12 protein-coding genes and 1 rRNA gene are annotated in these 11262 nt (G+C 70.5%); 3 read left to right on the top strand and 10 right to left on the bottom strand.

The window, feature by feature from the left end:
• Window positions 1-35 precede the first annotated feature (35 nt).
• Window positions 36-314 carry a glutaredoxin family protein gene (locus ACFV9H_RS10265; protein ID WP_385395983.1) on the bottom strand — a complete coding sequence of 93 codons (279 nt, stop codon included), beginning with the start codon at window positions 312-314 and terminating at the stop codon, window positions 36-38.
• Between the two features lie 92 nt (window positions 315-406).
• On the opposite strand from ACFV9H_RS10265, the gene ACFV9H_RS10260 reads away from it, so the two are divergent.
• The 3 genes from ACFV9H_RS10260 (at window position 407) to ACFV9H_RS10250 (ending at window position 4030) form a co-directional block, all read left to right on the top strand.
• A complete protein-coding gene (locus tag ACFV9H_RS10260; RefSeq protein ID WP_385395981.1) occupies window positions 407-1378 on the top strand; it encodes an HAD family hydrolase in 972 nt (323 codons plus the stop codon).
• A gap of 416 nt (window positions 1379-1794) precedes the next feature.
• Entirely contained in the window at window positions 1795-2613 is an 819-nt protein-coding gene (locus tag ACFV9H_RS10255) for an ECF subfamily RNA polymerase sigma factor, BldN family (RefSeq protein WP_385395979.1), read from the top strand.
• Window positions 2614-2833: 220 nt separating this feature from the next.
• Window positions 2834-4030, top strand: coding sequence for a DUF5667 domain-containing protein (locus ACFV9H_RS10250; RefSeq protein WP_385395976.1), 1197 nt, complete (start codon window positions 2834-2836; stop codon window positions 4028-4030).
• Window positions 4031-4168: 138 nt separating this feature from the next.
• On the opposite strand, the gene ACFV9H_RS10245 is transcribed toward ACFV9H_RS10250, so the two are convergent.
• The 9 genes from ACFV9H_RS10245 to rrf all read right to left on the bottom strand — a co-directional run.
• Complete coding sequence (locus tag ACFV9H_RS10245; protein WP_385395974.1) at window positions 4169-5149, bottom strand: lysophospholipid acyltransferase family protein; 981 nt, start codon at window positions 5147-5149, stop codon at window positions 4169-4171.
• Window positions 5149-6216 carry an NAD-dependent epimerase/dehydratase family protein gene (locus ACFV9H_RS10240; RefSeq protein ID WP_385395971.1) on the bottom strand — a complete coding sequence of 356 codons (1068 nt, stop codon included), beginning with the start codon at window positions 6214-6216 and terminating at the stop codon, window positions 5149-5151. The genes ACFV9H_RS10245 and ACFV9H_RS10240 overlap by 1 nt, the downstream gene beginning before the upstream one ends.
• A 101-nt stretch (window positions 6217-6317) precedes the next feature.
• Window positions 6318-6416 (bottom strand): 30S ribosomal protein bS22, encoded by a 99-nt coding sequence (locus ACFV9H_RS10235; RefSeq protein ID WP_003948845.1) that lies wholly within the window; start codon window positions 6414-6416, stop codon window positions 6318-6320.
• Window positions 6417-6537: 121 nt separating this feature from the next.
• Window positions 6538-6747 carry a helix-turn-helix domain-containing protein gene (locus ACFV9H_RS10230; RefSeq protein ID WP_008738568.1) on the bottom strand — a complete coding sequence of 70 codons (210 nt, stop codon included), beginning with the start codon at window positions 6745-6747 and terminating at the stop codon, window positions 6538-6540.
• Between the two features lie 114 nt (window positions 6748-6861).
• Window positions 6862-7692, bottom strand: coding sequence for a phosphatase (locus ACFV9H_RS10225; protein ID WP_385395969.1), 831 nt, complete (start codon window positions 7690-7692; stop codon window positions 6862-6864).
• A gap of 246 nt (window positions 7693-7938) precedes the next feature.
• The gene (locus ACFV9H_RS10220) at window positions 7939-9111 is read right to left on the bottom strand and encodes an acetoin utilization protein AcuC (RefSeq protein ID WP_385395966.1); all 1173 of its coding nucleotides are present in this window, start codon (window positions 9109-9111) and stop codon (window positions 7939-7941) included.
• Window positions 9062-10273 carry an MFS transporter gene (locus tag ACFV9H_RS10215; RefSeq protein WP_385396189.1) on the bottom strand — a complete coding sequence of 404 codons (1212 nt, stop codon included), beginning with the start codon at window positions 10271-10273 and terminating at the stop codon, window positions 9062-9064. Before ACFV9H_RS10215 ends, ACFV9H_RS10220 begins: the two co-directional genes overlap by 50 nt.
• A 52-nt stretch (window positions 10274-10325) precedes the next feature.
• The gene (locus tag ACFV9H_RS10210) at window positions 10326-10991 is read right to left on the bottom strand and encodes an HAD family hydrolase (RefSeq protein ID WP_385395964.1); all 666 of its coding nucleotides are present in this window, start codon (window positions 10989-10991) and stop codon (window positions 10326-10328) included.
• A gap of 180 nt (window positions 10992-11171) precedes the next feature.
• Window positions 11172-11262: ribosomal RNA gene (rrf, locus tag ACFV9H_RS10205) — 5S ribosomal RNA — on the bottom strand; the annotation flags it as partial.

Genomic DNA, 11262 nt, shown 5'->3' with positions numbered 1-11262 from the left:
CCACAAAACGCCCATGATGGTAACCGGGAAGAGGGTCAGCCCTCCAACGCCCGCCGCAGCCGGTCCGGGTTCACCCGCCAGAAGGTGTGCTGCTCGCCGTCCACCAACACCACCGGGATCTGCTCCCAATGCAGCCGGTAGAGCTCCTCGTCCTGCGAGATGTCCTTCTTCTCCCACTGCGCACCGGTCTCGGCGCACACCTTCGCGACGACCTCCTCGGCGTCGTCGCACAGGTGACATCCCGGCTTCCCGATGAGCGTCACCATCCGCTCGCCGGGACGCTTCTTCTCTTTACGTCGCAACAAAGGGCTCATGCCTCCATTCTCCGGGGCGGCGTACCGAAGTGTTAACGCCTCCGTTTCCCATCGGTTCGGGAACTCCCGAACACAGTGGCTATGCTCGCCACATGGCCGCTCTCGGATGGCTCACACCCCGTAGACGCTCCGCGACCGCGCGGAGCGTACTGGCAGGCGAGGCCTCGGCCGAGGCCGCCCGCAAGACCGCCCTGGCCGAATCCCCGCACCTCACCGACACGGATCTCGACCTCGACACCGATCTCGAAGTGCTCGAGGCAGAAGAGGAAGAGGCGGCGTTCCCCGTCGCCGGCGACGACCTCGCCGCCGCCTTCTTCGACCTCGACAACACCGTCATGCAGGGCGCCGCGATCTTCCACTTCGGCCGCGGCCTCTACAAGCGCGAGTTCTTCCGTCGTCGCGAACTCGCCCGCTTCGCCTGGCAGCAGGCCTGGTTCCGGCTCGCCGGGGTCGAGGACCCCGAGCACATGCAGGACGCCCGCGACAGCGCCCTGTCCATCGTCAAGGGCCACAAGGTCTCCGAGCTGATGTCCATCGGCGAGGAGATCTACGACGAGTACATGGCGACACGGATCTGGCCGGGCACCCGCGCCCTCGCCCAGGCCCACCTCGACGCCGGCCAGAAGGTGTGGCTGGTCACCGCCGCCCCCGTGGAGACGGCCACGATCATCGCCCGCCGCCTCGGCCTGACCGGCGCCCTGGGCACCGTCGCCGAGTCCGTCGACGGCATCTACACCGGCCGCCTGGTCGGGGAGCCGCTGCACGGCCCCGCCAAGGCGGAGGCGGTCCGCGCGCTGGCCGCCGCCGAGGGCCTGGACCTCGACCGCTGCGCCGCGTACAGCGATTCGCACAACGACATCCCGATGCTGTCGCTGGTCGGACATCCGTACGCGATCAATCCCGACACAAAACTGCGCAAGCATGCCCGGACCAACGACTGGCGGCTGCGCGACTATCGGACCGGCCGCAAGGCCGTGAAGGTCGGCGTCCCGGCAGCCGCCGGAGTCGGCGCGATCGCGGGCGGCGCGGCCGCCGCGATCGCCCTGCACCGCCGCCGCAAGTAGCCCCGGCGCCCTTCCTCTTACCGTTTCGCAGGCGCCGACCGGCCACCACCAGCACCGGAGTCGCCCCGCACCCCGCGGGGCGGCTCCCCGTGCGTTCCGGGCCCGTTGACCCGGGGCATTCCTCCAGCCCTACCCCCGCGTCCGGCGGGCCACTCCGACCTGCCCGACTCGGTCGCGGGCCCCCTCGGAACCGTCCATTCCGCGTATCCAAGCGATCAAGAATCGATCACCAACTGCGCCTGAATATGCCCTCGACACGCAACAGAAGTGTCGGAAGCGGTGATTTGAGCAACTGGGTGTAGCGCTGCCTGTACGAAGCGTTATTCTCCTCAAACGCATGCCACCGGCCATCTGTCGCCACGACGGGTGAACGGTCCCGCACTGCACGTGATGGAAGCTCTGCCTCTGGGAGTCCCGTGTACCCACCTGTCGGGGTTGACGCCTCGGGCCTGGCTACGCTGCGCGCAACGGTCCTCGACCACCTGCGTGGCTTCGTCCCCACCGCGTACGCCGTCCCCGCCTTCGCCGCAGTCCCTGCCGGCTTCGGCCCGGCCGGCCCTTGCTACGCCCTGACCGACGGCGGGGCGACGGTGGGCAGACGCGGCCGCGCGGCCGGAGGGTCGAACGGCACCGCCGGCACGAGCACCCAGGCCGCACCCACCCCCCGCCGCCCCACGGCGGACAGCGACCAGGCCCGCATGATGGACCTGGTCGAGCGCGCCCAGGCGGGCGAGGCCGAGGCCTTCGGCCGCCTGTACGACCAGTACAGCGACACGGTGTACCGCTACATCTACTACCGCGTCGGCGGCAAGGCGACCGCGGAGGATCTCACCAGCGAGACCTTCCTGCGGGCACTGCGCCGCATCTCCACCTTCACCTGGCAGGGCCGCGACTTCGGTGCGTGGCTCGTGACGATCGCGCGCAACCTGGTGGCCGACCACTTCAAGTCCAGCCGCTTCCGGCTGGAGGTCACCACCGGCGAGATGCTCGACGCCAACGAGGTCGAGCGCAGTCCCGAGGACTCCGTCCTGGAGTCCCTCTCCAACGCGGCCCTGCTGGAGGCCGTACGGAAACTCAATCCGCAGCAGCAGGAGTGCGTGACCCTGCGCTTCCTGCAGGGCCTCTCGGTCGCCGAGACGGCCCGGGTGATGGGGAAGAACGAGGGCGCCATCAAGACGCTCCAGTACCGGGCGGTCCGCACCCTGGCCCGCCTCCTTCCGGACGACGCCCGCTGACTCTTACTGACAACACATTCGGTGACCCCTCGATGACGCTGTGGTCCGATCATCCTTCGTCCGTAACCCAAGTGCCGCGACGCTCGTTGTGCGGAATGCAGGCTCCCTGTGGACACGCCCTGCCCGAAGCCGCTCACTCGAAAGGGTGGATGTGCTCAAGGAAGGCAACCTTCCGGACACCTTGGGGAGTCGATCGTCATGACGAGAGGAGGTGCCGCCAGTGATCGCGAACGTTACTCCGCACCGGCGGGCGAACGCCTTCGCCCAGGCCCTGGAGGAGCGGACCCCGTCCGACCTTTCGGAACCGGACCCGGCGGCCGAGCAGTCCGAGGCACCTGCCGAACCTGCCGACCACGACCGGTTGTTGGCCCTGGCGAGCGTGCTCGGCGAACGAATGCCGCGCCCGGTGCTGGACCCCGAGGTCAAAGTGGTGCAACGAGCCCAGCTCGTTGCCGCCATGGAGGCCATGGTGCTGGAGGAGAGGGCCGGAGGCGGTGCCGCCGACCCTCAGGTGCCCGAACAGCGGACCGGCCGCGGCGCCCACCGGGCGACCCCGCTCCGGAAATTGCGGCCCCGCTCCCGCTGGTCCAAGGGCATCGCAGCGGGGGGCCTCACCGTGGGTGTGGCCGCGGGGGCCTTCAGCGGCGTGGCCGCTGCCAGTTCCGACGCCCTGCCCGGTGACCACCTCTACCCCGTGAAACGGGGCATGGAGGACCTGAAGCTGGGGATGGCCGAAGACGACGCGGACCGGGGCGAGCTCTATCTCGACCAGGCCTCGAACCGTCTGTCGGAAGCCCGCAGGCTGATGGAACGCGGCCGGACGGGCGTACTGGACCACGAGTCCCTGGGCGAGATCCGCCGAGCCCTCGCGGGCATGAAGCACGACGCCGAGGCGGGCCACCGGCTCCTCCAGGCCGCCCACGATCGGGACGGTTCACTCGCCCCGATCCAGGCGCTGTCGTCTTTCTCCCGCGCCCACCGCGACGCGTGGGGCAAGCTCCGGGAGAAGCTCCCGGCGCAGCTGGGCGACGTGGGCGGAGAGGTGGAGTCCGTCTTCCAGGCCATAGACGAAGACGTGGCGCCGTTCCAGGGTCTGCTCCCCAAGCCCCCGGAGCAGACCCGCGGGACCGGCCCGTCCGGCTCCTCCGCCAAGCCGGGCACGCCCGGCGGTGCGCAGCAGTCCGCCCCCGCGCCGGGCAGGCCGTCGGGCAGCCCCGCGCCGTCCCCGTCGGGCAGCACCACGCCCCCGGCCGGCGGCCTCCTGGGCGGTACGGGCGACCTGCTCAACCCGCCCGCGGGCCAGTCCGCCCCACCCGCCTCGGGCACCCCGTCGGGGGCGAAGCCGGACATCACCCTCCCACCCCTCCTCCCGGGCCTCCTCCCGGGCCTGGGGATCAGCGGGGAGGACGCGGGGTAACGGAGCGGTAGGAGCAGGGCGGTGGGGCTGCGCGGTGCGCAGCCCCACCGCCCCATGTCCGGCCTCGGCGAGGCAAATCCAGCCCCGCCGGCGTTTGAGGCGCGGGGGTCCGGGGGCAGAGCCCCCGGCACTCGACGGTCAGAAGAACACGGACCGCCGCTGCACCAGCAGCTTGTACAACGTGTGCTGAATCTGCTCCCGCACCTGATCCGTCAGGTTGAACATCAGCATCGGATCCTCCGCCGCCTCCGCCGCATACCCGTCCGTCGGGATCGGTTCGCCGAACTGGATCGTCCACTTCGTCGGCAACGGCACCGCCCCGAGCGGCCCCAGCCACGGAAACGTCGGCGTGATCGGGAAGTACGGGATCCCCAGCAGCCGCGCCAGCGTCTTCGCGTTGCCGATCATCGGGTAGATCTCCTCCGCCCCCACGATCGAGCACGGCACGATCGGCGTCCCCGCCCGCAGCGCCGTCGAGACGAACCCGCCGCGCCCGAAGCGCTGGAGCTTGTATCGGTCTCCGAACGGCTTCCCTATCCCCTTGAAGCCCTCCGGCATGACCCCGACCAGTTCCCCGGCCTCCAGCAGCCGCTGCGCGTCCTCCGCGCACGCCAGGGTGTGGCCGGCCTTCCGCGCCAGCTCGTTCACCACCGGCAGCATGAACACCAGGTCCGCCGCCAGCAGCCGCAGGTGCCGCTGCGCCGGGTGGTGGTCGTGGACGGCGACCTGCATCATCAGCCCGTCCAGCGGCAGCGTCCCCGAGTGGTTCGCCACGATCAGCGCACCACCCTCCTTCGGGATGTTCTCGATGCCCTTGACCTCGACCCGGAAGTACTTGTCGTACAGCGGCCGGATCAGGGACATCAGGACCTGATCCGTCAGCTCCTTGTCGTAGCCGAACTCGTCGACCTCGTAGTCCCCGGTGATCCGGCGCCGCAGGAACGCCAGCCCGCCGGCGATCCGCTTGTCCCAGCCGTCGCCCGCCGGGGACGGCGCGGGACCTGCCGGCTCCACCACCTCAGGACGACGCTCGGGCTCGGGCACCGCCCGCACCCGGCGTCCCGGCGCCCGCCGGCGCGGCCGGTCCTCGTCGAACGGAATGACCTTGGCGTCCGCCACTATCGCTTCGCTCCTTCAACCGCTTCCGCTTCGACGTCTGCATCCAGCATGGCCGCGACCCGGTCCACGACCCGCCCCACCCGCTCCGGCGGCAGCAGCCCGTTGCCCCGGCTGCGCGCGAAGTCCGCGAAGGTCTCGGCCGTCGTGTACATCGGGTCGAAGCCGAGCACCTCCCGCATCTGCGAGGTCTCCACGACCCGGCCGTGCGTGAGGAGCCTGATCTGCTCCGGCGAGAAGTCGGTGACCCCGACCGCTCGCAGCGCCTGCCCGACCCACGTCACCGCGGGCAGCAGCAGCGGCAGCGTCGGCCGCCCCAGCCGACGCGAGCACTGGGACAGCAGCAGGACGCCATCACCCGCGATGTTGAAGGTCCCGCTGTTCAGCGTCCCGCGCCGCGGCTCCTGCGCGGCCAGCCGCAACACGTCGAGCACGTCGTCCTCGTGGACGAACTGCAGCCGCGGGTCGTAGCCCAGCACGGTCGGCATCACCGGCATCGAGAAGTACTCGGCGAGCGCCGAGTCCGCGAAGGGCCCCAGGATGTTCGCGAACCGCAGGACGCACACCGCGACGTCCGGCCGCCTGCGCGCGAAGCCCCGTACGTACCCCTCGACCTCGGACGCGTCCTTGGCGAACCCGCCCGGCGGCAGCGACTTCGGCTGCGTGGTCTCGGTGAAGACGGCCGGATCCCGGGAGGTGCCCCCGTAGACGCTCGTACTGGACTTCACGACGAGCCGCCGCACCGTCGGGGACTTCTGGCAGGCCCCCAGGAGCTGCATCGTCCCGATGACGTTCGTTTCCTTGACGGCGCTGTGCCCACCGCCGCTCCCCCCGCCGCCCCCGGTGACCGCCAGGTGCACCACCGTGTCCACGGCGTGTTCGGCCAGCACGCGGGCAATGGCCGACTGCCTGATGTCCGTACGGACGAACTCGGCCGATCCCAGCCGGTGCGGCGGCACCACCGCGTCCACGGCGATCACCCGCTCGACGTCCGGGTCACGCTGGATGCGGCGCACGAAGCGGCCCCCCAGCTGCCGGGCAGCCCCGGTGACGAGCACGACCTTCCCCACGAGCTCAGCGCCTCCCTAGATCGGAACAACCGTCCCCGGCTGCACCGCAGCCCCCCCACCAGGATGGTGGAGGGGCTGCGGAGAACACGTACAGCTGCCGTTTACTTCTTGTTACGACGCTGGACGCGGGTGCGCTTGAGCAGCTTGCGGTGCTTCTTCTTAGCCATCCGCTTGCGCCGCTTCTTGATAACAGAGCCCACGACTACCCTCGCTCACTTCTCTTCATTCGGTGCGGGGCGTCGGGGCCCACACGACCTACGTCGGCCTAGCCTACCGTCCCGAGCTCTGAGCTTGTAATCCGAGGGCGCGCCGGGGTCAGTCTCAGGCCGACTCCACCCCCACATAGGACTCTCGGAGGTACTCGTGGACCGCGTTTTCGGGGACCCGGAAGGACCGGCCCACCCGGATTGCGGGCAGATGACCGTTGTGCACCAGGCGGTACACGGTCATCTTCGACACTCGCATCACCGAGGCAACCTCCGCCACGGTCAGGAACTGAACCTCACTGAGAGGCCTCTCGCCAGCAGCCATGACACACCTTGACCTTCCGCGCATGACGGGCACCGGCTTCCCCTCCGGTTACTCCTCGTCGTCGCACGCTCACTCACCAGAGTAGGGGCGTGTGATACGAGTGGGGAAGAGGAGCTACGTCCACTCCTGTCGACCCGACAGACTCGCCCGATTGAGCACATAGCGAGTAAGCGGTCGGTAGTAGTCCGCACGCACCGCGTCATCAAGCGGAACGGCCACCGAGACCCGCCCCTCGGCCTCCCCCACGAACAGCGCGGGATCATCCGTATCGGCCAACCCGATCGCTTCCACACCGAGCTGACCTGCGCCGCAAACCCACCCGTGATCGCCGACCACCAGCTCGGGCAGCGGCCCGCCGGCCTCCGCCAGGGCCCCCAGCGCGATCCGAACCGGCAGCGGCGAATGGGTGTGCGCGCCGGTCGCACTCCCCGACGACCGCACGCCGGGTTCCCGCACCAGCGCGACCCCCCGTACGTAATCGAGGCTGTACGGGCGTACGCCGAACCGGGTCGAGATGTCGACACCCACCCCCTGCGCGGGGGTGAGGACAACACATCCCGCCGCCGACATCGCCTCGGCCAAGGCGGCGTAGAAGCCCAGGAGCCGATGCGGGTGACCCGTCCCGAACAACACGGGCGCACCGGCCCCGGCAGCCGCCCGCAGCCGCCCCGCGAAGGCGTCGAGCGCGGCCACCGTCCGCTCCGGGTCGATCACATCCGGCCCGCTGACGTGCGCCGGGTCGGAGGAGACCCCGCACTTGTCCGCCATCAGCCTCAGCAGATCACCCTCGCCCCAGCCCCACTCCGGATCCAGCCCCAGCAGCACCCGCGGATCACGCGCCGCGAACAGCCGGTAGCTGCGCAGGCTCTCCTCCCGGGAGGTGGCGACGGGCCCGGCCAACCGGGCGGCCAGCAGATGCGCACGCAACGCGCCGGTGCTCAACACCCTCCGATGCTCCCTCAACCCACCTGGCGGAGCATCAATTCCAAGAAACAGCCCCACACTTGGCGTAAGCCTGCCACCGGGCACGATCCAGCCTCGCCGAGCATCATCCAGCCTCGCCGGCGTTTGAGGCGCGGGGTCTGGGGCGGAGCCCCAGGGGCCTCTCAGCCCGTCCGGCGTTTGAGGACCGGGTCCGGGCAGAGCCCGGGGAACGGAGGAAGGGCGGGTAGGGGACAAGCCCCGCAGGGCTCAGGTCAGCATCCCGCGCAACGGGAACACCGCCCGCCGCGTGGCCAGAACGGCCTGATCCGTCCGGTCCGCGGGGTCGTAACCGGCCTCCCAGTCCGGCCAGGACACCGGGCTACGCCCGTCCGTCATCCGCGCCGGCGCCAACTGCCGCGTCCGCGCATACACGAGCTCCCGCCAAGACGCCGGCACGGCCGTCTCCGGATCCACCGGCCGATGCGCGGCGATCGCCACCAGATGCGTCCACGACCGCGGTACGACGTCCACCACCGCGTACCCACCACCGCCCAGCGCGAGCCACCGCCCGTCCGCGTACTCGTGCGCCAGGTCGTGACACGCCTCCTGCACGGCCCGCTGGGCGTCCAGCGAGACGGCCAGATGGGCGAGGGGGTCCTCGAAGTGAGTGTCGGCCCCGTGCTGGGTCACCAGCACCTGCGGCCGGAAGTCCGCCAGCACCTCCGGCACGACCCCGTGGAAGGCCCGCAGCCACCCCTCGTCCCCGGTCCCCGCCGGCAGCGCGATGTTCACCGCCGAGCCCTCCGCGGCCGGCCCGCCCGTCTCCTCCGGCCACCCGGTCTGCGGGAACAGCGTCCGCGGATGCTCGTGCATCGACACGGTCAGCACGCGCGGATCGTCCCAGAAGGCCGCCTGCACACCGTCCCCGTGATGGACGTCGACGTCCACGTACGCGACCCGCTCGGCCCCCAGCTCCAGCAGCCGCGCGATGGCCAGCGCCGCGTCGTTGTAGACGCAGAAGCCCGCCGCCCCGCCCGGCATGGCGTGGTGCAGCCCGCCTGCGAAGTTCACGGCGTGCTCCGCCTCCCCGCGCCAGATCGCCTCCGCGCCCGCCACGGACTGCCCGGCGATCAGCGCGGACGCCTCGTGCATGCCGTGGAAGGCCGGATCGTCCATCGTCCCCAGCCCGTACGACCCGTCCGCGACCCCCGGGTCGGCGGACACCTCGCGCACCGCGGCGACGTAGTCCTCCCGGTGGACGAGCCGAAGCGTCGAGTCCCCGGCCGCGCGGGCCGCCCGTACCTCCATGACCCGGTCCAGCCCGAAGGCGCGCACCAGGCCCATGGTCAGCGCCAGGCGCACCGGATCCATCGGATGGCTGGGCCCGAAGTCATACTTCGTTACCGCCTCGTCCCACATCAACACCCCGCGGCCGCTCATGCCCGACACCGTATCGGGCCTCCACCGGTCCGAACGAGCGGGCGTAGAACAGCGTGATCAGGACCAGGACCATCGGCACGAGCATCGCGCCCCGGTAGCTCCAGGCGTCCCCGATCCCGCCGACGAGCGGCGACCCGATCAGGAAGCCCACGTAGTTGAAGATGTTCAGCCGGGCCACCGCCGTATCGGACGCCGCCCCGGGGAACAGCCTCCCCGCCGCGGCGAAGGTCTGCGGCACGATCACGCACAGCCCGATCCCCAGCAGCGTGAAGCCGAGCATCCCCACCCACGCTCCCGGCGCGGCCGCGACGACGGCGAACCCACCGGCGGCCACCACCGTCCCGCACCGCACGACGGCGACGGCCCCGAACCTGCGAACCCCGAGGTCCCCCACGGCGCGCCCGATGAGCGTGGTCACCATGTAGACGTTGTAGGGCACGGTGGCCAGCTGCTCCGAACTCCCCAGCACGTCCTGCAGGTACTTGGCACTCCAGTTCGCGACCGTCGAGTCCCCGATGTACGCGCACGCCATCACCAGACACAGCGGCAGCAGCAGCTTGAACCCCCCGGCCCCCAGCCCCTTTTCGGCCACGGCCTTCTCGCTCTGGTCGACGTAGAACCGGCTCCCCACCAGCACCAGGGGGAGCAGCACGACCACGGCCGGCAGATAGCTCTCGAACAACCCCAGGTGCCAGTGCGCCCCGGCCCAGGCCGCCGACGCCCCGAGGATCCCGCCCAGGCTGTACGCGGCATGGAAGCCGAGCATGATGCTGCGCCCGTACGCCCGCTGGAGGCTCACCCCGAGCATGTTCATGGAGGCGTCCAACGCACCCACCGACAGCCCGAACGCCCCCAGCGCCACGGCCACGTGCCACATGCTGCTGCCGGCCCCGACCCCCAGCAGCGACAGCAGCACCAGCGGCTGCGCCCACCGCAGCACCACACTGGGCGCGACCCGCTTCACGAGGTGCTCGGTGCCGACGCTCGCCGCGCCCGCCAGAATCGGCACCGCGGCCAGGAAGGCGGGCAGCAGCCCGTCGGATATCCCGTAGCGGTCCTGGATGGCCGGGATCCGCGTCACGAGCAGCGCGAAGGCGACACCCTGCACGAAGAAGCTGAACCCCAACGCACCGCGCCCACGCCGCAGCCGCACATCTGCCATTGCCGTCATGGCGGCACAGCGTAGGCCCCATGGCTACCCGTGGGTAGAGAGATCACATACCGAGTCCGGCTTCCAGCCCCAACAGCCCGGTGAGCTGCTTCATGTCCCCGAAGTGCCCGGTGGCCCCGGGCAGCCGATCGGCCGGCAGCATCGCGGTGAAGGCGAACACGTCCATCCCCGCGGCCACGGCGGCCTCGATGCCGAGCGGGCTGTCCTCGACGACCACGCACCGCCCCGGCTCCACACCCATCGACCGTGCCGCGTGCAGGAAGAGGTCGGGGGCGGGCTTCCCCCTCCCCACGTCCTCCGAACTGAAGATCCACTCTTCCTCGAACCACCCGTCGAGACCGGCCGCCCGATGCCCGACCCGGATCTTCTCGTGACTCCCGGAGGAGGCCAGGCAGTATCCGACCCCACTGGCGGTCAGCGCCCCGAGCACCTCCTCGACCCCGGGCACCGCCCTCGCCTCGCGCTCCAACGCGGCGAAGGTCCGAGCGTTCAGCTGCTCCTCGAAGTCGTCCGGCAGCCGGCCCCCGGTCCGCTCCATGACGAGATCGTGCACGCGGTGCACGGCTGCCCCCATGTAGTCGCGGAGCGACTCCTCGTACGAGGTCGGATGCCCGAGCTCGGTGAGGTACTCGGCGAGGATGCCGTTGGCGAGCGGCTCACTGTCCACCAGCACGCCGTCGTTGTCGAAGATGACGAGGTCGTAGCCCATACCCCAACCCTACGAGCCGTCAGCACAGGTCCACGGAAGCCGCGTGCAGGTGATCGGCTGAACATCGGAAGATCCTCAGCTTGCCCGCCCGCCCTCCCGACATCGACCTCCGACACATGACCTGCCCCTGAACGCAGAAAAGCCCCGCACCATAAGGTGCGGGGCTTTCCCACAATGATTGTTCGGCGGCGTCCTACTCTCCCACAGGGTCCCCCCTGCAGTACCATCGGCGCTGAAAGGCTTAGCTTCCGGGTTCGGAATGTAACCGGGC

The sequence above is a fragment of the Streptomyces sp. NPDC059874 genome, assembly GCF_042731135.1.
Classification (GTDB): Bacteria; Actinomycetota; Actinomycetes; order Streptomycetales; family Streptomycetaceae; genus Streptomyces.
Note: the sequence above shows the minus strand (reverse complement) of the source record. Positions and strands in the feature narration are given on the sequence as shown.

Excerpts from the sequence above, each read along its gene's own strand:
- ACFV9H_RS10260 (WP_385395981.1), top strand. The coding sequence starts at position 407 with ATGGCCGCTCTCGGATGGCTCACACCCCGTAGACGCTCCGCGACCGCG.
- ACFV9H_RS10220 (WP_385395966.1), bottom strand. The coding sequence starts at position 9,111 with ATGAGCGGCCGCGGGGTGTTGATGTGGGACGAGGCGGTAACGAAGTAT.
- ACFV9H_RS10265 (WP_385395983.1), bottom strand. The coding sequence starts at position 314 with ATGAGCCCTTTGTTGCGACGTAAAGAGAAGAAGCGTCCCGGCGAGCGG.
- ACFV9H_RS10210 (WP_385395964.1), bottom strand. The coding sequence starts at position 10,991 with ATGGGCTACGACCTCGTCATCTTCGACAACGACGGCGTGCTGGTGGAC.
- ACFV9H_RS10215 (WP_385396189.1), bottom strand. The coding sequence starts at position 10,273 with ATGGCAGATGTGCGGCTGCGGCGTGGGCGCGGTGCGTTGGGGTTCAGC.
- ACFV9H_RS10230 (WP_008738568.1), bottom strand. The coding sequence starts at position 6,747 with ATGGCTGCTGGCGAGAGGCCTCTCAGTGAGGTTCAGTTCCTGACCGTG.